Source organism: Eilatimonas milleporae (genome assembly GCF_003688555.1).
Classification (GTDB): Bacteria; Pseudomonadota; Alphaproteobacteria; order Sphingomonadales; family Kordiimonadaceae; genus Eilatimonas; species Eilatimonas milleporae.
Map to the genome: position 1 here is coordinate 686,020 of NZ_REFR01000009.1, position 23,258 is coordinate 709,277.

At 61.1% G+C, this 23,258-nt stretch carries 19 protein-coding genes and 1 tRNA gene; 10 read left to right on the forward strand and 10 right to left on the reverse strand.

Annotated features, from left to right (window positions below):
* Positions 1–31: 31 nt before the first annotated feature.
* From BXY39_RS03810 to BXY39_RS03825, 4 genes are all read left to right on the forward strand, one after another.
* Complete coding sequence (locus BXY39_RS03810; protein WP_121937477.1) at positions 32–1,123, forward strand: helix-turn-helix domain-containing protein; 1,092 nt, start codon at positions 32–34, stop codon at positions 1,121–1,123.
* 205 nt (positions 1,124–1,328) lie between these two features.
* The gene (locus tag BXY39_RS03815) at positions 1,329–1,937 is read left to right on the forward strand and encodes a protein rhiA (protein ID WP_121937478.1); all 609 of its coding nucleotides are present in this window, start codon (positions 1,329–1,331) and stop codon (positions 1,935–1,937) included.
* A 73-nt stretch (positions 1,938–2,010) separates the two neighbouring features.
* Positions 2,011–2,955 (forward strand): hypothetical protein, encoded by a 945-nt coding sequence (locus tag BXY39_RS03820; protein ID WP_121937479.1) that lies wholly within the window; start codon positions 2,011–2,013, stop codon positions 2,953–2,955.
* A gap of 403 nt (positions 2,956–3,358) precedes the next feature.
* The gene (locus BXY39_RS03825) at positions 3,359–3,658 is read left to right on the forward strand and encodes a type II toxin-antitoxin system death-on-curing family toxin (protein WP_121937480.1); all 300 of its coding nucleotides are present in this window, start codon (positions 3,359–3,361) and stop codon (positions 3,656–3,658) included.
* Between the two features lie 295 nt (positions 3,659–3,953).
* On the opposite strand, the gene BXY39_RS03830 is transcribed toward BXY39_RS03825, so the two are convergent.
* The 3 genes from BXY39_RS03830 to BXY39_RS03840 form a co-directional block, all read right to left on the reverse strand.
* Positions 3,954–4,247 (reverse strand): HigA family addiction module antitoxin, encoded by a 294-nt coding sequence (locus BXY39_RS03830; protein ID WP_121937481.1) that lies wholly within the window; start codon positions 4,245–4,247, stop codon positions 3,954–3,956.
* An 18-nt stretch (positions 4,248–4,265) separates the two neighbouring features.
* Complete coding sequence (locus BXY39_RS03835; protein ID WP_121937482.1) at positions 4,266–4,454, reverse strand: type II toxin-antitoxin system RelE/ParE family toxin; 189 nt, start codon at positions 4,452–4,454, stop codon at positions 4,266–4,268.
* Between the two features lie 99 nt (positions 4,455–4,553).
* Positions 4,554–6,365 (reverse strand): patatin-like phospholipase family protein, encoded by a 1,812-nt coding sequence (locus BXY39_RS03840; RefSeq protein ID WP_170163602.1) that lies wholly within the window; start codon positions 6,363–6,365, stop codon positions 4,554–4,556.
* Between the two features lie 183 nt (positions 6,366–6,548).
* On the opposite strand from BXY39_RS03840, the gene BXY39_RS19285 reads away from it, so the two are divergent.
* Positions 6,549–6,707, forward strand: coding sequence for a hypothetical protein (locus BXY39_RS19285; RefSeq protein WP_170163603.1), 159 nt, complete (start codon positions 6,549–6,551; stop codon positions 6,705–6,707).
* A 77-nt stretch (positions 6,708–6,784) separates the two neighbouring features.
* Here BXY39_RS19285 and BXY39_RS03845 read toward each other — a convergent pair.
* Both BXY39_RS03845 and BXY39_RS03850 read right to left on the reverse strand, forming a co-directional pair.
* A tRNA-Ile gene (locus BXY39_RS03845) sits at positions 6,785–6,861 on the reverse strand.
* 109 nt (positions 6,862–6,970) lie between these two features.
* A complete protein-coding gene (locus BXY39_RS03850; protein WP_121937484.1) occupies positions 6,971–7,189 on the reverse strand; it encodes a hypothetical protein in 219 nt (72 codons plus the stop codon).
* A 416-nt stretch (positions 7,190–7,605) separates the two neighbouring features.
* Between BXY39_RS03850 and BXY39_RS03855 the strand changes: the two genes are divergently transcribed.
* The gene (locus BXY39_RS03855) at positions 7,606–8,439 is read left to right on the forward strand and encodes a flagellin (RefSeq protein WP_121937485.1); all 834 of its coding nucleotides are present in this window, start codon (positions 7,606–7,608) and stop codon (positions 8,437–8,439) included.
* 150 nt (positions 8,440–8,589) lie between these two features.
* On the opposite strand, the gene BXY39_RS03860 is transcribed toward BXY39_RS03855, so the two are convergent.
* The 4 genes from BXY39_RS03860 to BXY39_RS03875 all read right to left on the reverse strand — a co-directional run bounded on the left by BXY39_RS03860 (position 8,590) and on the right by BXY39_RS03875 (position 14,638).
* Entirely contained in the window at positions 8,590–9,585 is a 996-nt protein-coding gene (locus BXY39_RS03860; RefSeq protein WP_170163604.1) for an aspartyl protease family protein, read from the reverse strand.
* Positions 9,586–9,618: 33 nt separating this feature from the next.
* On the reverse strand, positions 9,619–11,757 hold the full coding sequence (gene rpoD, locus BXY39_RS03865) for an RNA polymerase sigma factor RpoD (protein ID WP_121937487.1): 2,139 nt from the start codon (positions 11,755–11,757) through the stop codon (positions 9,619–9,621).
* Positions 11,758–11,825: 68 nt separating this feature from the next.
* Positions 11,826–13,808, reverse strand: a complete 1,983-nt coding sequence (gene dnaG, locus BXY39_RS03870; protein WP_121937488.1) for a DNA primase — start codon at positions 13,806–13,808, stop codon at positions 11,826–11,828.
* Between the two features lie 374 nt (positions 13,809–14,182).
* Entirely contained in the window at positions 14,183–14,638 is a 456-nt protein-coding gene (locus BXY39_RS03875; protein WP_121937489.1) for a GatB/YqeY domain-containing protein, read from the reverse strand.
* 305 nt (positions 14,639–14,943) lie between these two features.
* On the opposite strand from BXY39_RS03875, the gene carA reads away from it, so the two are divergent.
* The 3 genes from carA to greA all read left to right on the forward strand — a co-directional run bounded on the left by carA (position 14,944) and on the right by greA (position 20,096).
* A complete protein-coding gene (carA, locus tag BXY39_RS03880; protein ID WP_121937490.1) occupies positions 14,944–16,155 on the forward strand; it encodes a glutamine-hydrolyzing carbamoyl-phosphate synthase small subunit in 1,212 nt (403 codons plus the stop codon).
* 23 nt (positions 16,156–16,178) lie between these two features.
* Positions 16,179–19,430 carry a carbamoyl-phosphate synthase large subunit gene (gene carB / locus BXY39_RS03885; RefSeq protein WP_121937491.1) on the forward strand — a complete coding sequence of 1,084 codons (3,252 nt, stop codon included), beginning with the start codon at positions 16,179–16,181 and terminating at the stop codon, positions 19,428–19,430.
* Between the two features lie 192 nt (positions 19,431–19,622).
* Positions 19,623–20,096 carry a transcription elongation factor GreA gene (greA, locus tag BXY39_RS03890; protein WP_121937492.1) on the forward strand — a complete coding sequence of 158 codons (474 nt, stop codon included), beginning with the start codon at positions 19,623–19,625 and terminating at the stop codon, positions 20,094–20,096.
* A 215-nt stretch (positions 20,097–20,311) separates the two neighbouring features.
* Here the strand turns inward: greA and BXY39_RS03895 are convergent, their stop codons facing one another.
* Positions 20,312–20,785: an Lrp/AsnC family transcriptional regulator gene (locus BXY39_RS03895; protein WP_121937493.1), complete on the reverse strand. Its 474-nt coding sequence runs from the start codon at positions 20,783–20,785 to the stop codon at positions 20,312–20,314.
* A 469-nt stretch (positions 20,786–21,254) separates the two neighbouring features.
* On the opposite strand from BXY39_RS03895, the gene BXY39_RS03905 reads away from it, so the two are divergent.
* Positions 21,255–22,991: a PAS domain-containing protein gene (locus BXY39_RS03905; protein ID WP_121937495.1), complete on the forward strand. Its 1,737-nt coding sequence runs from the start codon at positions 21,255–21,257 to the stop codon at positions 22,989–22,991.
* Positions 22,992–23,258: the final 267 nt, after the last annotated feature.

A 23,258-nucleotide genomic window follows, 5' to 3' on the forward strand; every position in this document is an offset into this window, starting at 1 on the left:
GGAAAGGATATATTTTCGAGAGATATGAGCGATGCAAGGCACACTTGGGGAAGAACGGTCGATAAATGCAAAAGGGTCGGATGAGGAAATTTCAGCACTTCGTTTTTCGACTGACGTAATCCCAAAGGGAAAACGGGTAGAAGCGTGGCGAAAAGCAATTCACCCACTTTTCGATTTCAAGTCTTCGAGCGGTTACACGGAAAATGAATTCGAGGCATCGCTACACTCATATCATTTCGGAGCAATCATACTCTGCCACGCATTCATGTATGGTGGCCGTTATCAAAGATCCGTAGAACGGGTTCGGATGGACGATCTTAATCACTATGTGATCCATCAGCCACTTACCGGATCCACTACATTCGGGGTCGAAGGAAACTGGAGACGCTTGAGGAAGCATGACATAGCAGTTCTCGACATGACCGCGCAGGCCGATTTTCGCATTAGAAACCAGAAATCCCTCAACTTTATCGTACCGCGTCCTGCACTTCCTATGCCTAACGCGTGCCGCACTAGCCTGCACGGTTTAGTGGTGCCAAGGGAAAAGGCCATTGGCACGCTTCTTAGCGATATCATGATCGCAGCCGCGCGCGCAGCATCAAAACTAAAGACCAATGAGGCAATGCCGATCGGCAACGCTTTGGCAAGGATTGTAGCGTCAACCGTGAACCCATGCTCTGACAGCAATCAGACTCTCCCATTTTGCCCGCAACGAGAAATTGCCAACCGGATTCGCGACTATATCGAGGATAATCTGTATGATGAATTGCTCAAACCAGCGACCCTTGTAAAAGAACTCGGCATTTCCAGGAGCAAGCTTTATCGGCAGTTCGAGTCTTTTGGAGGCGTGCATCGCTACATAACCAAGCGTCGTCTGCAGCGCTCTCTGGCGGCCATATGCGACCCCTTTCAGATTAAACGGCGTATTGCAGACATCGCCTATGAACAGGGTTTCACAGATGCGGCCTACTTTAGCCGACTGTTTCGCCAAACTTATGGAATGTCGCCACGAAGCTTTCAGGAGGCTATCCGTCGGGGAGAAAATATTGCTCTCCCGTCTATGTTATCCGCAGGCGAAACCGCGCCACTCGTTGAATGGCTTAACACTCTCTCTACGCGATAAACGCCCACCATTTCCCGCTTAAGGACTATTTTCCCGGTTTTTGGGACGCGCGTCCAGTGACCTTTCCGGCAGCAACAAATAGCCTCATTTCACAAGACTCGTTCAAATGAAAAGCAGTCATAGAGGGTCCTTCAACGGCCCGAATTCCACACCGTCCAGTAAAAAGGCCGGTCCAATAGAGGCGAATGATCAAATGGAGACAGATATGACCATGTACACCCTCACCTGTAAAAACAATTCTGAAATCGAAGGCAGCTTTGCCATTTTCCAGAAAGCACCGCCGATTACCATGCCAGGCGATGTCTTCAGCTTGGCTTGGTTCGCGCGTCCTACAACGCCCGGCTCCACTGTAACTTTCAGTTGGAGTCTGGATTACAGCTTTGTATGGGCCGAAACGGGAGTTGTGGTGCCAGGAATCAATTTTTCTGCGACACAGATTATGCCTGCGGACCCCAACGAAAATAATTATGTGGAGCTGACGGTCGATTCCTATCAGGCCACCAGCTTCGCGAATGAGAGCGGCTCTGGTTCCGTCGGCTCACTGACGATCCGGCAACTCGCGAATGTCGTGCCAAACAGAACTGCGGTCGGGGTCGGCTTTTCCGGGTCACCTGCTTATGTCGTCCAAGCCGCGCCTAACATGACTGCCGTCTTCACCCCTTATCCGAACTATTGGGTCCTTTTCGGCAACTACACATCCGGCGACGTCATGGATGTTGAAGACATTACCGGCGCTGTGGAAGTGACCTATGGGGGCGCCCTAACGTCTCGCACAGCGACGATGGGTCTTGACAACAGAATCATAGTCACCTGACAGCGCTGAAGCTGACGACGAGAGAACACTCTCGACCCCAACAAACCTCGCAAACACCCGAAGGACAATAGCTATGAAAATTAGCAAAAAAAATGTCACCCCAGACTACAAAGTCGCCGTTGAAGCCGATGCAACTCAATTTGAACAAGTACAGATGTCGGGAACGACAACAGCAACAGGACTTCCCTCAGCACAGGCAGTCTTGAATGACGTGCCGCTACTGCCCTGCAAAATATACACCGATACAAGTGGTGCAATGCTTCATACTTTTATGAGTCTTGATAGCACCGAAAATACCAGAGACGGGGCCGCATTTGATTTACCAGTGGCAGGAGTAAGCGGATTCGGGACCATACTGCAAGCAATCGTAAATAAGAGTAGAGACAATATTTCGCTAATTTTCACTGCGAATGGAGCGCTTAGCGCCTCAATGTTGGCGAGCTTTCAAAAGACCTCTAGAAACACATACAATGTTACAACATTGGTTTTTGACACCAGTGAGCTTACATCAGTTTCTAGGGAATTCGATGGCGAAATAGTTTTTGACAGCGATAAGCTTAAATATTACGCGAAATTTGAGCAGTCTTTCTATGTCAACTCGCTTGGCATAGTGGATTTGACCGAGACAAGCTTCACCAGCACATTTGCCGAGTCTGATCAGGCTCCTCCAATTGGGATAACCAACCCGTTCGCACTGGCAGACATCCTGGGTCAATATTACCGAGAGGCAATTCAGTGGCTTTTGCTGAACAATTCCAGTCAAATGGGTGCTGTAGGTAATCTCTCTTATACTGAGCATGTCCTTTTCGCAGGGTTCATTGCCGCATACGTCGTGTTCTTGAGCCTGATTATCGTAGGCCTCATAAGAGCGCCGGCACTGGCGACTAATATAAATAATGTAACTCCATCGATGATAGTTGCTCAGAACTTCCCAACGATAGCGGGTAGCATTGGGGTGATCACTTTATTGGCTCTTGGTGTGCTCTTGGTAAGGATATCAAATATCGCTCTCGAATAATGTCTCACTGATAACGGTCACCGCGGATATCTGACCTCTGACAGTATGATAGCCAACAGTTAGATCAGTTGCCGGTATCCGCGGCTTTTGCCGATGTCAGACGCGCAAACTGGCGCCCCGGGGCACCCATATGGAGCAATTTCATTTTCGACGGCATGAAGCGCGCGCCGGAGCAACACGACACCCGCAGTTCCCCCAAGCTCAAGGTTCGACCATCCATCGCAACCGCCCGAGCTCTTCGTTTCACGCGGCTTCTTTGTCTGTATGTGTTTAGTGGGTCCACGGCAGGAGTTCACCGATGCGCTTAAAGGCATCGCTCCGACAGCGATGGGGTTCCATATTCTGAGCCATCTACAAGTCTCCACTCACCCCATAAGGAACGAAAGCGGGCACCCGCGATCAGGTGCTTCTGGACTCCGCGCTGAACAGGCCGAAAAACCTGTTCCACTATTGTGACTCCGAACCGGACCTAACGGCGCTGGCAGCGGCCTATGCCTACGGGATATGCCGCAACCACCCCTTTGTCGACGGCAACAAGCGCACAGCCCTGATCGCCTGCCAGCTGTTCCTGCGCCTCAACGGCGCCGCACTGGACGCATCGGCCAGCGAAAAATATCAGACGACGATGGCCTTGGCCGCCGGCGACATTGCGGAAGACGCCCTGGCCGCGTGGATCAGGACATATCTGGCCCCGCACCCATGACCGATGCGTAAAGGGACTCGGGCATACACAGGCCCCTCGCCGACCGTCACAGCGCGCATAACAGGACAACCCGCCGGGATATGGTCACGGCAAAGGCGTCATGGGATATGCGGGGACGGTATATGCTTTTAGGATAACCTCGTAACTTTCGTAACACGCTGTAAAATAAAAGATTCGCTCGAAATTCCTGTCCTGAAAAAACTATATACTGTCCCTATATTTCACAGGGCAGCCTTCTCCATCCGGGACAGGATATCAAACGGACGTTTTAAAGGTCCCGCGTCAGAAATTGCATCTATACGGACATATAAGGCCGCACATCGATATCGTCTTCACGCTGGCGCATGGCGTAGGCGTCATAGCGTGCCTGCATTTTCAAAAGCGTGTCCATCTTGACGCCAAAGGCCTTCTCGATCCGCAAGGCCATCTCGGGCGAGAGAGACGCGTTCTCATTCAGCAGATTGGACAGCGCGGGCCGTCCGATGTTCAAAACCTCGGCGGCGGCGGTCACGGACAAATCATCCGGCAGGACCGAGCGTTTGATAAACCCACCCGGATGCAGGGGCTTCATACCTATTTTCATCGCCATCGCCCAGGCTCCTGTGCGTCAGTGGTAATCTTCATAATCCACATCATACAACTCGTGTTCCGTCGCATCGTACTTGAAGGTGATGCGGCAGTTGGCGGTGACATGAAAGCTGTAGGTCCCGGCCCGGCCGCCGCTCAACTGATGCGGTTTGTATTTCCGGAGCGTCATCACCTCATCAATGTCGTCAATCTCGATGAGATACGCCATGATATCAGTGATCTTGCCGATATCCTGCTGCCATAAACATATAAACCGGCATCAGGCGCCTTGCCATGGGCGCACAGATGGACGCGTTCGTCAGCACTTCTAATGGGAGGGTGGCCCTGCCTCAACTTCATCAATCGCCTTGTTGATTTGCTTCAGGACCGCTTTCGTTAGTTTTGAGCGTCCGCCCAGGACCCAACCGATGTCTAGCCAGGCCTTCATGCCAAAGTTTTCAATCTCCTGGCGTTTCAGTTTGCCATAGATGGCCCGCATCCTTCTCTTGATCGGGTCTTCGAACGCATCTGCACCAGCTAGAACCTTTGACGGCCATGGGCAAAGCTCTGCATCATCGGCAGCAGACCCGTAAAGCGGAATGATCGGAGAGTGGTTGGGTTTGTCTGGGTTCAAAAGCCGCTGCTCCTTATGATGAATTGCGTTGTTATCCATGGGCAACCCGAAATGGGCCCTTAAAAACCGCTGGCAGTTTCTCCGGCCCAGCATGAAATCATGATGGCGATACGCCTCGGAAAAGAACCCCAGAAACGCTCCTAAACCCGATGTGGCAATGGCTTTGTTCGAGACGGTATCGCCTCTTTTGGGGGCGATCATCCAGCGGCTGTAAACTGTCGGATCCTGCATGAGCCCGATTTCGTCAGGCCGGAATTTCGCATGACCTCGTAACGAGTGATAGGTGGCCAGTGCAATTTTTGCTTGGTTTTCCCAGGCTTCGCCAATCTCCCCTTTCGGTTCATCGGTTGACTGGCCAGCCGTCGGCTCATTTAACGGGTCAATCAGCACAATGGCCCGATTGGCTTCCAAGCCGGATCGCGGGTTGCGACCGTTCGTCCCGGCAAGCGCTTGCCGGGCATATTCGAACGGTTCATTGTTCAGTGTACCGCCATCGACGGCCAAAAACCGATATGGATCATCCATACCATCGCGCGGGCTTGGCTTGCCGTAAACATAGCTGCCCATGCTTTTGTCCAGCCAGGTCACGAAACGATAGCAATAGTCGATCGGTTGTTTGCTCAGGTCACGCGCTTCCAGCGCAAACGGGAAAGCACCGGTTGCCAGTGCGCTCGCTCGAAACCGCTCACGCTCGTCCCCTGAACGAAGTATTTGGTCGGTGTCCACCTCTAACGTTCTGAAATTCGGCGCTGGATCGGCATACTCAGGAACATCTGAGCCGGGCGTCGGAACACTGAATTCCATGAAATCCTGATGCAAGCGCATTGCATGATCAATACCGGCATCGCCGGGAAACGTGAGGGAATATGGCATACCGCGCAGATTCGTGACCGTCATGGCCAGCTTCAGATGCGGCTCGAGCCAGGACCGAAGCGCTGCACTTGCCATGGGAAGTCCGTGAGTTCCGGCGGGTGATAGCGACCTAGGATATTCCACCAGAAAACCGGAAAAATCGTCAAGTAGCCGGCAATTCAAAAGAGACTTCAGAGGCTTGTCGGCCTGAATATCCGACATTTCAAGCAAGGGGCCGATATCGAGTGTTTTGACCCAGGTGCGGTAGAAAGGGTTGCTTTGAACACTAGGATTTCTATCGGAAATCCGTGTCTGCGTACCAACCTGTTTGACGGGCGGAAACCGATGACGACAGGACGCCGCGAAGATGGCTCCGCAAACACCGCCGCCCGAGGCGCCGGTGATGATGCGCAATTTCACATGATGGCGGGGGACCATCGTGTCATCGTTCGCCTGCGCTCTTTCCTTCTCCTGATGCCAGCAATCCAGGGCCTCTATAAGAAAATCAAGGACACCGGCTGTATAAGCACCGGCGGAAACTGTGCCGCCGAGGACGAGACCGAATTCGAATGTTTTTTCCGGCACAGCATGGGGACCACTGCGATCATACGGATACCATTCACGTATATCGTCGATTTCGTGAGGTAGGGTCATGGCTCCCTCGTTTTCAAAAGTAACATTATTCATTAATATACAATTTTAGCGTTAATTTCTCCATTAAATACTGCCAAAAATCGCTATGCCCCTTTTTCGGATTGACAGGAAAACTGTAAAAAGCTGTCTAATCTCGCTGTATTCGACAGCAAGATGCGGTTTTGGTGTGATAACGCGGGACTGATGGACCGGCCCAGTGACGGCTTGCACAAAGCCATCGTTAGGCGCCTGGCGGAAGCGGACGCAACGGAAGAGGAAATCGCCGCTATCCTTGGTGACAGCGTACGAACCGCAGCGATCTACACGGGCGCGGGGCTGTCAAAACTGGACGGGTCGGAGTGATTTTTTACACCAATCTTGTAATCCGGTTGGTGTAAAATCAAAATTAAATATTATAAATCAATAACTTAAAATCTGCGTGGTGGGCCCGGAGGGACTCGAACCCCCGACCAAGCCGTTATGAGCGGCCCGCTCTAACCAACTGAGCTACAGGCCCATCCACGGCCCCGTGCCTAGCAAACACCGGCGGCTCCGCGCAACGGAAAATGCACGGCGGCGTTCACCTGCCCCGAAACAGGCCAGGCACGGGACAGGGGACACGCGCGTTACAGCGCGTCGATTTCCTCTTTCAGGCGGCTGGTTTTGTCGGTGACGATCCGTTCCAGAACGCGGATGCGGTCTTCCAGCGCGGCGATGCGCTTGTCCGTGGCCGCGTCCAGGGTTGCGGACTCGGCCAGTTTTTCCTTGGTTTTCAGCCATTTCTGGATGACGCTGGCGCCGACGGCGATAAACACCACCAGCACCACCATTTCAAACGGTCCCATGATGATCGGTCTCCCCCTCGCATATCGTTGTTATGTAAGACTGTCGTTCTTGTGAAACACTCGAAACTGTCTGGCAATATGGGGCGCGCCGGGGCCGGTTTCAACAGCCGCCGCCCTCGCCTTTTCATCTCCTGTATGCCCTGATACCCCGTGTGTCCCATGCCTCCACAGGGTCCTGAAGGGCGGGAGGGTTTTCATTTTGCGCCCCCCGCGCGGCCCATGGGGTCAATTTTAACCATCTGTTCGCAAAAATCCGTTAGTCTGCTAGGCAGGGTGCGGCAGAACGGCCCCCGCAAATCGTTGGCATGCCCTGTCGGGAACATCATCAGGGCGCGCCGCTGGGATAGACTATCGGAACAGGCCGTCTGCCATGAAACAAGTGAACTCTCACAAATTTACCAAGTCAGGGTGCGACCATGGTTGATTCAGTGAACACCAATGCAGGGGCCCTGACGGGCCTGCAATTCCTCGGCCAGACCAACCGGTCCAACGCCGCCACACGCAATCAGATTTCCAGCGGCCTGCGCATTTCGGGCGCGCGCGACGGCGCCGCCACCTTCGCCATTGCCCAGCAGCAGCGGGCCGAGGGTGCCGGGCTGCGGGCCGTCGGCGATTCGGTGGCGCGGGGCCAGTCCACGGCGGATGTGGCGCTGGCCGCCGGCGGCGAGGTCTCCAGCCTGTTGCTGCAACTGCGCGAAACCGCGGTCGCCGCATCGGACGAAGGGCTGGACGACGCCAGCCGCCAGGCCTTGAACGAACAGTTCACCGTCCTGCGCGATCAGATCACCACCACGGTGAACGGCGCCGAATTCAACGGCACCAACCCGCTGGCCCCCGGCGGCGGCGACATCGCCGCCATCACCAACGCCGACGGCACCGAGACCCTGTCGGTTTCCAATCAGGACTTTTCGCTTGGCGGCGGCACCGTCAGCCTTGGCGCGGGGCAGGAAATCGCCACCGCCGCCGACGCGCAGAGCGCCGTGGCCGCCATCGACGCGTCGCTGTCGGCGGTCAATGCGTCACTGTCCAGCATCGGCGCCGGCGCCGAACGGCTGGAACAGGTGGAAACCTTCAACCGCACGCTGGCCGACACGAACGAGGTCGGCATCGGCAATCTGGTGGACGCCAATCTGGCCGAGGCCGACGCCGAACTGGAAGCCGGCCAGGTCCGCGAACAGCTCGGCGTGCTGGCCCTGAACATCGCCAACCGCCAGCCGCAATCGATTTTAAGCCTGTTCAACAACGGCTGACCGGGCACACGAACACCGCGTTTACAGGGCCGTGCGGGCAGGGATGCCGGCACGGCCTTTTTCATGCGTCTTGCCCGTCCCCACCATCGCCCGCCACACACATCACACGCCTTACACATCACACTGGCCGCATAGGGCCTTGGGGACCTGTCAGTCGTCCGCCTCCGGCGGGCGGTTGCCGGCCTGGGTGATGAACAGGCGCCACTGGCGGAAGTCGATCGCCATTTTGTCCTGAAACAGGAAATCGGCGCCGAGGATCATCGCCGGCACCTTGTGCGCGTAAAAGGAACTGAACACAGGCAGGTCCGAGACCAGAACCCGGGGCAAATTCAGCGCCACGTCGCTGAACAGCGGCCGGTCCAGCAGCAACTCCCGCGCGCCGACCTGACCGTTCGCCGATTCGACAAACACGGTCTTGCCGTAGCGGGCGCTGTTCTCGGCCGTCAGGGCGTCCGCCGCCGGCACATTGACAACGCTGCGTTCCGCCCCCGTATCGACAATGGCGGGAATTTCCACCGTGCCCACCCGCAAATCCAGGGCCAGCGAGCCATAGCCCACCGGCCGCCCGTGCAGGACAGTCCAGTCCAGGTCCGGCAGGGCGCCGCCATGGGGCAACAAGCGCACACCGCCCGCCTCGCCCAGAAAGGCCAGCACGCCGCCGCGCAGAAATTCCAGCCCGATCAGGCCCTGCGGCTCCGCGCGCGGCACGCGGTACCGGCTTTGCGGCAGGGCGACGGTGCGGCGCAGCAGCACGGAGCGTCCCAGCGCCTCGACCCGGCCCAGCCGGTACAACGGCAGGCGGCGCGGCCCCGTCGCCGTCATCACCCGGCGCGAGCGGAAATCGTCCAGCGGCAGGCGCAGATGCCGCGCCAGGTCCTCGAACAGAACCGTCTTGCTCGCCGCGCTGTCGACGACAAAGGGAAAGGGGCCGCGCCCGTCCACCATGGCCAGCACCATGACACGGCCGGCATAATCCCGCTGGAACAGAAACGTATCCGTGTCCGCCGCGTCGGCCGCGTGCGCACGCGGCAGGACAACGACCGGCAGCCAGGCCAGCACAAGCAGAACAAGACGCACCATGACGGACAGCATAAGGCCCCCGGCGCCGCGCGGCGTCAAGGGCCTTGCCATATCCGCGACAGGCACGCCCGGTCCCTGTCCGGGCATGACCCGTGCCGGTCAGTTGTCGAGGAAACTTCTCAGCTGGCGTGAACGCGACGGGTGCTTCAGTTTTCTCAGCGCCTTGGCCTCGATCTGGCGGATACGTTCCCGCGTCACGGAAAACTGCTGACCCACCTCTTCCAGCGTGTGGTCGGTGTTCATGCCGATGCCGAAGCGCATGCGCAGCACCCGCTCCTCCCTCGGGGTCAGCGAGGCGAGGACCCGCGTCGTCGTCTCGCGCAGGTTGGACTGGATCGCCGCGTCCACCGGCAGGACGGCATTCTTGTCCTCGATGAAATCGCCGAGATGGCTGTCTTCCTCGTCGCCGATGGGGGTCTCCAGGCTGATCGGTTCCTTGGCGATCTTCATCACCTTGCGCACTTTTTCCAGCGGCATGGACAGACGCTCGGCCAGCTCTTCCGGCGTCGCCTCGCGGCCGATTTCATGCAGCATCTGCCGGCCGGTGCGCACCAGCTTGTTGATGGTCTCGATCATATGGACGGGGATACGGATGGTCCGCGCCTGATCGGCGATGGACCGGGTGATCGCCTGCCGGATCCACCAGGTGGCATAGGTGGAAAATTTGTACCCCCGGCGGTATTCGAATTTGTCCACCGCCTTCATCAGGCCGATATTGCCTTCCTGAATCAGGTCCAGGAACTGCAAACCCCGGTTGGTGTATTTCTTGGCGATGGAAATCACCAGCCGCAAATTGGCCTCGACCATTTCCTTCTTGGCGATGCGGGCTTCCTTTTCGCCCTTCTGCACCGTGCGCACGATACGGCGGAACTCAGCCGCGTGCAGACCGGTGCGGGACAGGATTTCCGACACCTGTTCGCGCAGATTGATCACCGCGCCGCCTTCCTCGGCGGCAAAGGCGGCCCAGCCGCGCCCTTTCAGGCCCGCGACCCGCTCCAGCCAGCCGTCTTCCAGCTCATTGCCTTCATATTCGGTCAGGAACGCCTGCCGGCTGACCTTGTGGCGCTCGGCCAGACGCAGCAGCCGGCCGGACAGGCTCATCAGCCGCTTGTTCAGGCCGTACAGCTCGTCGACCAGTTCCTCGATGCGGAAATTGTTGAACTTGACCGAGCTGACCAGCTCGATCAGTTCGCTGCGCAGCTTCTTGAACCGCCGCTCCTGCGCCGCGCTCAACTCCTCGCCCTGCACCGCGGCGGCCAGGCGGGCATCCTGCAACTTGGCGTATTTCTTGTGGGTGGCGGTGATCAGCTGAAACTTCTCGATCGTGTCCGGCTTCAGATGCGCCTCCATGGCGCTGAGGGACATGGCGACCTCGTCCTCCTCGTCCGCCGCGCCGTTGGCATCGGATGACCCTTCGCCGCCCTCGCCGTTTTCACCGGCTTCGCCATTGGCGGCACCGTCGGCGGCGCCCTCTTTCTGCTGTCCGTCGGCGCCCTGTGCGGCGGTGGCCCCACCGTTCACGGCCTCGCCGTCCACGGCTTTGCCGTTCGCGCCCCCGCTGTTACCGTCCGCGCCGTTACCGTCCGCACCGGCTTCATCCGTCACCGGCGCGGCGGCCTCGGCCATCACATCGCCGGCATTCTCATTTTCCAGATCGCTGGAATCCGGTTCCTTGCCCAGGGTCGCTTCCAGGTCGATGATGTCGCGCAGCAGCATCTGCTCGTTTTCAAGCCGCTCGGCCCAGTCGATGATCGCCTGAAAGGTCAGCGGGCTCATGCACAGCCCTTCGATCATGGTGGCACGCCCGGCCTCGATCCGTTTGGCGATGGCGATCTCGCCCTCGCGCGACAACAGCTCGACCGAGCCCATTTCGCGCAGATACATGCGCACGGGATCGTCCGTGCGGTCGCCGGCCTCGCGCTTTTTCTCGGTGGTCTTGAACTCTTCCTGCTCGGCGGCTTCTTCTTCCTGCGCGCCGCCTTCGCCCTCGTCCGGCTCGTCACCCTCGATGACATTGATGCCCATCTCGGACAGCATGGTCATGATGTCCTCGATCTTTTCCGAAGACATTTCCTCGGTCGGCAGGGCCGCGTTCAGCTCATCGTAGGAGATGTAGCCCCGCTCCTTCGCCTTGGCGATCATCTTCTTGACAGCGGCTTCCGTGGTATCGACCAGGGGGCTGTTGCCCTCTTCGCGTCCGACGTCCTTTTCTTCTTCTTGATTCGCCGTGGTGGCCATCCATTCGTCTCCGGATTTCGTGTAAACGACTCGCGTCTGCGACGCGACTCGCGTCTATAGCATAAATCTCAACTGCGTAAGCGGTTTGATTCGAGGCCGTAGCCCGGTTTGTCCACCGCCGTTTCCTCGGCCGCGCGAAACGCTTCCTGCGCGGCGAAAAACCGCGTCTGGGCCTCTTCGCTCATATCGGCCCGGTAATCGGCCTCCGCCGCCTTGTAGGCTCCCCAGGCCTGCGTCACATGGGCATAGCGCGCCATGACATGCTCGAACCCCGTAATGGCATCGGACAAGGCCGCGTCTTCCCAGGCGAACCATTCATTCCGCAAAACAGGGTCGGCCTTCAGTTTTGTCAGCCAGTCCCCCGCTCCCTGCGTGATCAGATGGGTTGCCACCCGCTCGCGGTCAAGGGGGCCGGCCCCGTTACCGGCCGGCGCATCCGCCGGATCGCCCTTCAGGCCGTCCATCAGGCATTCCAGCAGCAGGTCGCGCAGACGGTCCAGCCCCGGCACGGTGAACTGGGTCTCGGCCACCGCCTCCTCATGGCGCACCAGAATCTGCGGATGATGGACCAGCGTCAGGATCATCAGCCGTTCCAGCCGTTCCAGAACCGGGCTGTCGCCGGCGGTGCGCCCCAAGGCAGTGCCCTTGATGCCGCCGTCCTGCTGCCAGGCATACCCCGGATTGATCCCGCCCTTCATGCGGCCTTTCGCGGCATGGGCGCCGCGCCCGCTCCGGCGTGCCGGCCCGCCGCGTGGTCGCCGCCCGGCGCCGTCACGGCCGAAGGTCTCGTTCAACCGGCGCCGGAAATCCTGCTGGTACAGTTTGCGAATCGTCTCGTCGTCAATCTCGGCCAGGCGGGTGAACACCGCCTTTTCCAGCCCGGCGCGGCGCTCCGGCGTGTCCGCCGGCACCCCGTCGCTCAGGCCGTGCCACAGCATGTCGGCCAGTGGCGCGGCCCTGTCCATCAGCGCCTCGAACGCCCCGCGTCCCTCGCGGCGGACCAGGCTGTCGGGGTCGTCCCCCTCGGGCAGGAACAGAAACCGCAGGGACTTGCCCGGCTTCAACAGGGGCAGCGCCCGCTCCACCGCCCGGTTCGCCGCCCGCCGGCCCGCCTTGTCGCCGTCGAACGCCAGCACCGGCTCGTCCGCCATGGCCCACAGATGGGCGATCTGTTCTTCCGTCAGCGCGGTGCCCAGCGGCGCGACCGCGGCGTGCAGGCCGGCCTCGCTCAGGGCGATGACATCCATATAGCCCTCGCCCACGATCACATGGCCGACGTCATAGGCCGCCTTGCGCGCCTCGGCCCAGTTGTACAGGGTGCGGCCCTTGTGAAACAGGGTGGTCTCGGGGCTGTTCAGGTATTTCGCCTTCACGTCCGCCGACAGCGCCCGCCCGCCAAAGGCGATCACCCGGCCCTGACGGTCGGTGATGGGAAACATCAGCCGGCCGCGAAACCGGTCATAGGGCTCGAACGGCTCGCCGCCGTCCTCGGGTGCGATCAGCATGCCGGTGGCGATCAGGTCCTTTTCCGCGATGCCGCGCTCGGCCATGGCGGTTTTCAGGGCCGTGCGGCTGTCCGGGGCATAACCCAGGCCGAACCGGGCCACCGTGTCGTCCGACAGGCCGCGCCCGCGCACATAGTCCAGCGCCGCCCGCCCGCCGGCGCCGTGCAGCTGGCGCCGGTACCATTCGGCCGCCACGCCCATCACCTCGGACAGGGTCAGCCGTTCCTTCTGGCGCTCGGTCTCCTCGCGGGTCTGGCGCGGCATCTCCATCCCGGCTTCCGTCGCCAGCCGATCGACCGCCTCCAGAAACTCCAGCCCTTCGGTGTCCATGACGAAATCGATGACCGACCCGTGCGCCCCGCAGCCGAAACAATGGTAAAAGCCCTTCTGGTCGTTGACGGTGAAGCTGGGCGTCTTTTCATTGTGAAACGGGCACAGGCCGCTGAACTCGCGCCCGGCACGGCGCAGCTTGACCCGCCGGCCGATCACGTCGGACAGGGTGAAGCGGGCTTTCAGCTCTTCCAGAAATTGGGGTCCCAGCGCCATCGGCGCAATCTTCCTTAACCACCAGCGCCATCGGCGCGATCTTCCTTAACCATCGGCGCCATCGGCGCAATCTTCCTGAACCATCAGCGCCATCGGCGCATCCTGCCTAACAGTTCGGCGCCACGGGGCGCGTGGTCTTTACGAACGGCCGAAGGGTAAAACACCAAGGGATGCGCCGTCCGGTGCCGTCCCCCGAATGCCGGCACAGTCAGCGTACGGGGCGAGCGGTCCGGGCACAAGGGCGGCGGCCCGGACATACTGACTTTAAGACATACCCATAAGGCATATCCATTCAGGCCCGACAGTTCAGACGCGTTAAATCAGACCGGTAAAACAAGGCCTGTCAAATCAGGCCAATCGAATCAAGCCGGGGCTCAGCTCAACAGTCCCTTGACCGTGGCGCTGGCCTTGGCGAAATCCATCTGCCCGGCATAACGGCCCTTCAGCGCGCCCATGCAGCGCCCGATGTCCTTCAGGCCCTCGGCGTGCAGTTCCGCGACAATGGTGGCGCAGGCCGCCTTGATTTCCGACTCGTCCATCTGGCGCGGCAGAAAACTCTCGATGATATCGATCTCGGCCCGCTCCTGCTCGGCCAGTTCACAGCGCCCGGCCTCTTCATACGCCTTGATGCTTTCGCGGCGCTGTTTGACCATCTTGGCGAGAATCTCGGTGATGACCGCCCCGTCGTCCCGGTCCTCAATATCCTTGCCGCGGTCGGCGATATCGCGTTCCTTGATCGCGGCCAGGATGAGGCGGACGGTGGACACCTTGCAGCTGTCCTTCGCCCGCATGGCGTCCTTCAGGGCGTCATTCAATGCATCACGCAACATTATGTCCGTCCCTTACCTTCTTTCGCACGAAAAGGATTCATACCCGAGGCAGCGCCCCGGGTCAAAGTCCTTCTCATTTTGTTAACTAACTGTTTTAAAAGCCTTTTTCTTTTATTCGGCTTTTTCTTGACGTGGTCTGGATTGCTCCATAGGCTACGCGCCCCAATGGTGGGTGGCGCCCAAATATCCAAATCGCGCGCGCTTTTACCTCCACGGTCCGCCCTTGGCAAGTGTCTTGGGCGCATCAGACTGGGGGGACGCTGCACACGCCCCTCTTTTTTCCCGCGGCAACCGCACTCAAGACAATGGAGACCACGGTGGTGACATCCCCCTCCGTTCCAACCCCGCACGCCACGTCCCCGCACCCGCAAACAGACCGTCCAACCGGCCTGCTGGTGCTGGAAAACGGCACCATCCTTGAGGGCACCGGCTTCGGCGCCGGCGGCCACGCGGTCGGCGAGGTCTGCTTCAACACCGCCATGACCGGCTATCAGGAGGTACTGACCGACCCGTCCTACGCCGGGCAGATCATCACCTTCACCTTTCCCCATATCGGTAATGTGGGGACGAATGACGAGGATGTCGAATCGCAGGCCCCGGCGGCGCGCGGCCTCATCGTCCGCGACGATGTCACCGCGCCGGCCAATTTCCGGTCCGCCGGCACCCTGCGGGACTGGGCCGCCGGGCGCGGCATTGTCGGCCTGTCCGGCATCGACACCCGCGCCCTGACCCGCATGATCCGCGCCGGCGGCGCGCCGAAAGGCGTCATCGCCCACGACCCCGACGGGCGCTTCGACCGCGAGGCTCTGCTGGCGGCCGCGCGCGACTGGCCCGGACTTGAAGGGATGGAACTGGCAAAGGACGTCACCTGCACCGCCCCGTATGACTGGACGGCGACGCGCTGGCGGCTGGACGGCGGATACGGCACGCAGGACGCCCCGCGCGCCCATGTGGTCGCCGTCGATTACGGGGCCAAGCACAATATCCTGCGCTGTCTCGCCAGTGCCGGCGCCCGCGTCACCGTGGTCCCCGCCGACACCGGGTTCGACGCCATCATGGCGCTGAAGCCGGACGGCATTTTCCTGTCCAACGGTCCCGGCGACCCGGCGGCCACCGCCGCCTATGCCGTGCCCGTCATAAGGCGGCTGATCGACACCGGGCTGCCGATCTTCGGCATCTGTCTCGGGCATCAGCTGCTGGCGCTCGCCTTCGGCGCTGCAACCTTCAAGATGAAACAGGGCCACAGGGGCGCCAACCACCCGGTCAAGGACCTGCGCACCGGCAAGGTGGAAATCACCTCGATGAACCACGGCTTCGCCGTCGACGCCGACAGCCTGCCGGACGGCGTCGCGGTGAGCCACATCTCGCTGTTCGACGGCACGGTCTGCGGGCTGCACCACACGGAAAAACCGATCTTCTGCGTCCAGCAGCACCCCGAGGCCAGCCCCGGCCCGCAGGACAGCTTCTACCTGTTCGAAGAATTCATGACACTGATCGCCAGCGCCAAGGGCGCGTGATCCCAGGCCCCGGAAACAGCACCATGCCCAAACGCACAGACATCAACAGCATCCTGATCATCGGCGCCGGCCCCATCGTCATCGGTCAGGCGTGCGAATTCGACTATTCCGGCACCCAGGCGGTCAAGGCGCTTCGGGCCGAAGGCTACCGGATCATTCTGGTCAATTCCAACCCCGCCACCATCATGACCGATCCGGACATCGCCGACGCCACCTATGTCGAGCCCATCGACCCCGCCGTGGTCGAAAAGATCATCGCCGCCGAACGTCCGGACGCGCTGTTGCCCACCATGGGCGGACAGACGGCGCTGAACACCGCCCTGGCCCTGGCCGAGAGCGGCGTGCTGGACCGCTACGGGGTCGAGCTGATCGGCGCCGACGCCGACGCCATCGACAAGGCGGAAAACCGCGAACGCTTCCGCGCCGCCATGGAAAAGATCGGCCTGGAATGCCCGAAATCGGAAATCGCCCACACCCTGGACGAGGCCATGGCCGCCCTCGACAGCGTCGGCCTGCCGGCGATCATCCGCCCGTCCTTCACCATGGGCGGCACCGGCGGCGGCGTCGCCTACAATGTCGAGGAATACAGGGAGATCATCGCCAGCGGCCTCGACGCCAGCCCCAAGACCGAGGTGCTGATCGACGAATCCGTTATCGGCTGGAAGGAATACGAGATGGAGGTGGTGCGCGACCGCGCCGACAACGCCATCATCATCTGCTCGATCGAAAATGTCGATCCCATGGGCGTGCACACCGGCGACAGCATCACCGTCGCCCCGGCACTGACCCTGACCGACAAGGAATATCAGATCATGCGCAACGCCTCGATCGCGGTGCTGCGCGAAATCGGGGTCGAGACCGGCGGCTCCAACGTCCAGTTCGCGGTGGACCCGGCGACCGGCCGCATGCTGGTCATCGAAATGAACCCCCGCGTCAGCCGCTCGTCGGCGCTGGCATCCAAGGCCACCGGCTTTCCCATCGCCAAGATCGCCGCCAAACTGGCCGTCGGCTACACGCTGGATGAACTGGACAATGACATCACCGGGGTCACGCCCGCCGCGTTCGAGCCCACCATCGATTATGTGGTCACGAAAATCCCCCGCTTCACCTTCGAGAAGTTTTCCGGCACCGAGCCGCTTTTGACCACGGCGATGAAATCCGTGGGCGAGGCCATGGCCATCGGCCGCAACTTCGCCGAAAGCCTGCAAAAGGCCCTGCGCTCCATGGAAACCGGGTTAAGCGGGCTGGACCCGGTGGCCTTCGCCGCCGACGGCGACACCCCGGCCGACCGGGACGACATGCTGGCCGAACTGGCGCTGGCCCGGCCCGACCGCCTGCTGAAAATCGCCGAGGCCCTGCGCCGCGGCATCGGGGTCGACGGCATTCACGCCGTCAGCCACTATGAACCCTGGTTCCTGCGCCAGATCGAGGCCATCGTCCACGCGGAACGCCGGGTGGCGGACCACGGCCTGCCGGCGGACGCGGGCGGGCTCGGCGCGCTGAAATCCCTCGGCTTTTCCGACGACCGTCTGGCCGCGCTGGCCGGCCTGCCGGTCGCGGACGTGCGGGCGGCCCGCCAGGCGGCGGGCCTGCGCCCGGTGTTCAAGCAGATCGACACCTGCGCCGCCGAATTCGATGCGCGCACGCCCTATCTCTATTCCACCTATGAAACCGCGCATGCCGGCGCGCGCCCTGCGTGCGAGGCCAATCCCAGCGACCGGGAAAAGGTCGTCATCCTCGGCGGCGGCCCCAACCGCATCGGCCAGGGGATCGAGTTTGACTATTGCTGCTGCCATGCCTGTTTCGCACTGACCGACGCCGGGTTCGAGACCATCATGATCAACTGCAACCCGGAAACCGTGTCCACCGACTATGACACCTCCGACCGGCTGTATTTCGAACCGCTGACGGCCGAAACCGTCCTCGACATCATTGCCCGCGAGAACGAGGCCGGCACGGTCAAGGGCGTGATCGTCCAGTTCGGCGGCCAGACGCCGCTGAAACTCGCCCATGATCTGGAAGCCGCCGGGGTGCCCGTCCTCGGCACCAGCCCCGACGCCATCGACCTGGCCGAGGACCGCGAGCGGTTTCAGGATCTCGTCAACACGCTGGGCCTGAAACAGCCCGACAACGGCATCGCCCGGTCCATGGACGAGGCGGTGACGGTGGCGGCCGAGGTCGGCTATCCGGTGCTGATCCGCCCGTCCTACGTGCTCGGCGGCCGCGCCATGGAAATCGTCCATGACGAAGCCGGTCTCAGGCGCTACATCAGCGCGGCGGTCCAAGTCTCGGGCAAAAGCCCGGTGCTGATCGACGGCTTCCTCAAGGACGCGGTCGAGGTGGATGTGGACGCGCTGGCCGACGGCACCGACGTGCATGTGGCCGGCATCATGGAACATATCGAGGAGGCCGGCGTCCATTCCGGCGACAGCGCCTGCGCCCTGCCGCCCTTCAGCCTGTCGGACGCCATCATTGACGACATCCGCACCCAGGCCGAGGCACTGGCCCGCGCGCTCGATGTGCGCGGCCTGATGAACGCGCAGTTCGCGGTCAAGGACGGCACCGTCTACCTGATCGAGGTCAATCCCCGCGCCAGCCGCACCGTGCCCTTCGTCGCCAAGGCCGTGGGCAGCCCCATCGCCGCCATCGCCGCCCGCGTCATGGTGGGCGAGCCGCTGTCCGCCTTCGGCCTGAAATCGCCGCGCCCCGACCATGTGGCGGTCAAGGAAGTGGTGCTGCCGTGGGCGCGCTTCCCCGGTGTCGACGTTCTGCTGGGCCCTGAAATGAAATCCACCGGCGAGGTCATGGGCATCGACACCGATTTCGCCACCGCCTTCCACAAGGCGCAGCTGGCCGCCGGCACACATCTGCCGAAAACCGGCCGGGTGTTCGTCTCGGTGCGCGACGGCGACAAGCCGGCGCTGGTGCCGGTGGTGCGCCGGCTCATCGACCTTGGTTATGAGGTGGTCGCCACCTTCGGCACCGCCGAGTATCTGACGGCCGAGGGCCTGTCCGTCGACCGCGTGTTCAAGGTGGTGGACGGCCAGCGCCCGCACGCCGTCGACATCATGAAAAACGGCGAGGTCGCGCTGGTCATCAACACCAGCGAAGGCCGCAAGTCGATCCGCGACAGCCTCAGCCTGCGCCGCACCGCCCTGATGATGAAAATTCCCTATTTCACCACCATGGCCGCCTCCCGCGCGGCGATCGAGTCCCTTCAGGCGGTGCAGACGGATGCCCTGACGGTGAAAAGCCTACAGGCCCACCAGGGATGAACAGGTCTTGATCCATCACGCGTTTTACGCTAGACAAAAAAATTGCGCCGGCCTTTTTTAGGTCGGCGTTCGCCTTTTAGTCATGGCCAAAACATTACCGGGACGCAAGGTGACTGGCGCGGACGGCCCCCGGCCTCCGGCGGACTGTCAGCCATAGCGTTTTGTCCCGAACGGAGAAACGGAAATAACGACATGACCGAAAAAGTGCCCATGCTGATGGACGGCTACCGGGTTCTGGAACAGGAACTGAAACAGCTGAAATCCGTTGAACGCCCCTCCGTCGTGCAGGCGATCGAAGAGGCGCGCGCCCATGGCGATCTGTCGGAAAACGCCGAATATCACGCCGCCAAGGAACGTCAGGGCCATATCGAAGGCCGCATCATGGAGCTGGAATCCAAGCTCTCGCGCGCCGAAGTGATCGACCCGACCGCCCTGAAAGGCGACAAAATCGTCTTCGGCGCCACCGTCACCCTGGCCGACGAGGACGATGCCGAAGTGATCTACCAGATCGTCGGCGCCGATGAAGGCGACGTGAAAGCGGGCCGCATTTCCTATCAGTCCCCCATCGCGCGGGCCCTGATCGGCCGCAAGGTCGGCGACGAGGTCGAGGTCAGAACCCCCGGCGGCGAACGCTATTACGAGGTCGTCGAGGTCGCTTTCAAATAAGGCCGCGGCCCCCATAAACCGCGTGTTCAAACAAGACATCGGCACATCGGCGCGCGGGCGTACAGGCCCCCGCCCCGAAACACACCGGACACGACAAAGGGCGCCCTCAGCGCCCTTTTTTGCAGTCCGATCCCTATGCCCCGGCCCCACGCTGCGACCGGGTCCCGCAAAAAGCCGCATCCCTGATCAAGGGCGGCGTCCTTGGCGGGCGTCTTTTACAGCGGCAGGGGCACGCCCGGCACATGTTTGGAATTGCGGATGGTCAGCGACGTTTTCACGCTGGCCACATTGGGGGCCGGCGTCAGCGCGCTGGTCAGAAAGCTCTGGAATTCCGCCAGGTCATGCGCGACGATTTTCAGGATGAAATCGATCTCGCCGTTCAGCATGTAGCATTCGCGCACCAACGGCCATTCCTGGACCTTCAGCTCAAACGCCTGAAGGTCGCTTTCCGCCTGGCTGTGCAGGCCCACAAGGGCAAAAACCGTCAGGCCGTAGCCCAGCGCCTCCTGATTCAGGTCGGCGTGATAGCCCTGGATGAAGCCCTCATCCTCCAGCGCCCGCACCCGGCGCAGGCAGGGCGGTGCGGTGATACCCACCCGCTCGGCCAGATCGACATTGGTGATGCGGCCCTCATTCTGTAGCGAAGCCAGAATTTTACGGTCGACAGCATCCAGCTTGACACGTCCCATGACGCCAAATCCTCCAGACAATGAACTGTTGAGGTATCATAATGAAACCCAAGCCGGAAACAAAGTTCCAAATTTTGATAATTTTATTTCTAAAACAAAATCGGACTGGCGTCCTGAGTCGTTTTGCATAGTATGGAAAGGCTGATTCGGCTTGGCTTACCGGTGCCGGCCCGCCTTGACCGTGACGCTCTGACTGCGATGCCCTGTCCGCGATTTGTCCACTGCCACAGGGGCGGGGATCGATCCGGAAGATTTTTCGCATCCGCGGTGACCGCAAAGACGACACTGAAAAACAACAACACTGTCGGCACCGCAATAATAAAAACATTCATCAAGGGACGGAAACGCAGCGCTCCAGGCACCCTTTCCATCGTGGAAAGCGCCTCATCAAAGGGCAAGGTCAACTTGCCGCCGGAGGGTAAAGGGCGCGCTGCCTGTTAATTGGTATGCTGTGTCCAGCACAGGGTCTATGAACGCGATCGATACGCGCATACGCGAACTGGTGGACTATGTCAGAGTGCATGGTGACGAAGACCGGACGGCGCTGTACCGTAATCTGATCGACCTGTTCCTGACCGGCAAGGCTCCGGTCAAGCAACCGACCCGCGCCCAGTTGCTGGACGTGGTTGAGGCCCTTCTACCGCATGTTGATCGCGACAGCCGGCAGACCGCCGCCGACCTTCTCGCCGGCCTGTCCGACCCGCCGATGGACCTTGTCATGCGGCTCAGCCGTGACGAGGCCGCACTGGTGCGCAACCTGCTGCACCGCGCGCCCTATGACGAGGACGATCTGATCGCCCTGATCACCCGCACCGGGCGCGGCCATCACAGCGAACTGGCCACGCGCAACGACCTGTCCGCCAATGTCTGGATCGCGCTGGCCCGCGCCCGACCGGCGGACGACCGGCATGACGGCCCGTCGTCCTTCTCCTTCTGGCGCGATACACCGGACGGGGCCGGCAAGGATAAGGGCGGCGCCACGGTCACGCCCCTGCCGACGACCGGCACCGACCCGGAAGGCTCAAGAAGTCAAGAAGACTCAAAAGAGCAAACGGAAGACCGGGCACCGGATCACACCGCGCATCCCCCGAAGAGCGATACTGGGAGTGATACCGGGAGTGAAACAGGGGATACCGCAGGGGATCACAGGGCCGCATCCTTGCGGATTTTGCGCCGGGACGAGGATTTGCTTGTTGAGCATTTTCCCGAAAATAAAGTAAGCACAGACATCAACAGTCCGGAGGCTGCGGAACAGCACGGCGCTCCGGCGGAGATTTCGGGTGAAGACACCGGGACGCAAACGGCAGACATAAGCCCTGCGCCCGGCGACGGCGGCGCGCCGGCGAACGAGGCACCGCAAACGGCGCACCGGCGGCACGACACCCGTCATCAGGCAGGCGGTACAATGGGGGACGAACAGTCAGGGACACGGACGGGTCCGGATACGGAACCTGCCGGCTGGTCCTGGTCAAGCGACCGGGACGGCTTCGTCACGTCCGTGTCCGCCCAGGCCCATCTGCTTTTCGACAAGGACAGCGACGGCCTCGTCGGCATGGCCATGCTCGACCTGCTGGCGCTCAACAACAAGCTGGGCCATCCCATAACCCGCGCCCTGCAACGGCGCACACCCATCCATGACGCCCCCATTTACCTGTCGCATCTGCCGAAAGGCCATCGCTACTGGACGCTTGAAGCCACGCCCCGTTTCAGCCCCGCCGGCGGCCTGTTCGAAGGCTATGACGGCCATCTGACCCCTGTTGTTCCCGGCGCCCTGGAAAACGATCTTCTCGCCGCCGGCGGGCAAACAGGCACTGTACCCGGCGAAACGGTACGGCGCGCTACCCTAAGCGGCATGGCCGGGGACAGCACCGGGCACGAGGGCGGGGACGAAGACGACGGCGACGACCTGTTCCTGCCAGAAACGCCCGCAGGCGGCTCGGACACGCCGAGACCGACGCTCAGGGATTTGACCACTGCGAAACAGTCGGCACCGCCGATCGCTCCGGTCCCGGCCGACGCCGGCCCCGGCACACCCCGGACCGCCGACCAGGGTCATGACGACGCTATGCGCAAAACCCTTGATGTGCTGGAGACCGCCGTGTCGCAACTGCTGGAACATGGCCGCGCGTCCGGCAATATCGACACCCGCCTCCAGGCGGAAATCGCGGCGGCCTGCGTCCGCACACTGAAGGATCAGGTCGGCTGACCGCTCTGCCCGGTATCTCTGCGGTCACCTGTCTTCCACGTCGCCGCCCGCACCTCGGCACCCGCACCCGCTCGCACCGGCACGGGCGCCCCTCACGCGACCACCGCCTTGCGCCCTCCCGCCCTGGAACCTATCCCCTGATGCCTGTCCCCTGATGCCTACTCTCAGGCACTGACGCCCAGATATCTGCCGCCAGGCACTTAGCGGCCCGCGCCACATGAAATCCTGTGAAAATCGTGTGAGTGCATAAAAGTTGTTTGGACTAAC

Bases quoted from the DNA above. Each gene is read 5' to 3' on its own strand.
- BXY39_RS03810 (WP_121937477.1), top strand. From the start codon at position 32: ATGCAAGGCACACTTGGGGAAGAACGGTCGATAAATGCAAAAGGGTCG.
- BXY39_RS03815 (WP_121937478.1), top strand. From the start codon at position 1,329: ATGACCATGTACACCCTCACCTGTAAAAACAATTCTGAAATCGAAGGC.
- BXY39_RS03820 (WP_121937479.1), top strand. From the start codon at position 2,011: ATGAAAATTAGCAAAAAAAATGTCACCCCAGACTACAAAGTCGCCGTT.
- BXY39_RS03830 (WP_121937481.1), bottom strand. From the start codon at position 4,247: ATGGCGATGAAAATAGGTATGAAGCCCCTGCATCCGGGTGGGTTTATC.
- BXY39_RS03835 (WP_121937482.1), bottom strand. From the start codon at position 4,454: ATGGCGTATCTCATCGAGATTGACGACATTGATGAGGTGATGACGCTC.
- BXY39_RS03840 (WP_170163602.1), bottom strand. From the start codon at position 6,365: ATGACCCTACCTCACGAAATCGACGATATACGTGAATGGTATCCGTAT.
- BXY39_RS19285 (WP_170163603.1), top strand. From the start codon at position 6,549: ATGGACCGGCCCAGTGACGGCTTGCACAAAGCCATCGTTAGGCGCCTG.
- BXY39_RS03850 (WP_121937484.1), bottom strand. From the start codon at position 7,189: ATGGGACCGTTTGAAATGGTGGTGCTGGTGGTGTTTATCGCCGTCGGC.
- BXY39_RS03855 (WP_121937485.1), top strand. From the start codon at position 7,606: ATGGTTGATTCAGTGAACACCAATGCAGGGGCCCTGACGGGCCTGCAA.
- rpoD (WP_121937487.1), bottom strand. From the start codon at position 11,757: ATGGCCACCACGGCGAATCAAGAAGAAGAAAAGGACGTCGGACGCGAA.
- dnaG (WP_121937488.1), bottom strand. From the start codon at position 13,808: ATGGCGCTGGGACCCCAATTTCTGGAAGAGCTGAAAGCCCGCTTCACC.
- BXY39_RS03875 (WP_121937489.1), bottom strand. From the start codon at position 14,638: ATGTTGCGTGATGCATTGAATGACGCCCTGAAGGACGCCATGCGGGCG.
- carA (WP_121937490.1), top strand. From the start codon at position 14,944: ATGGAGACCACGGTGGTGACATCCCCCTCCGTTCCAACCCCGCACGCC.
- carB (WP_121937491.1), top strand. From the start codon at position 16,179: ATGCCCAAACGCACAGACATCAACAGCATCCTGATCATCGGCGCCGGC.
- greA (WP_121937492.1), top strand. From the start codon at position 19,623: ATGACCGAAAAAGTGCCCATGCTGATGGACGGCTACCGGGTTCTGGAA.
- BXY39_RS03895 (WP_121937493.1), bottom strand. From the start codon at position 20,785: ATGGGACGTGTCAAGCTGGATGCTGTCGACCGTAAAATTCTGGCTTCG.
- BXY39_RS03905 (WP_121937495.1), top strand. From the start codon at position 21,255: ATGAACGCGATCGATACGCGCATACGCGAACTGGTGGACTATGTCAGA.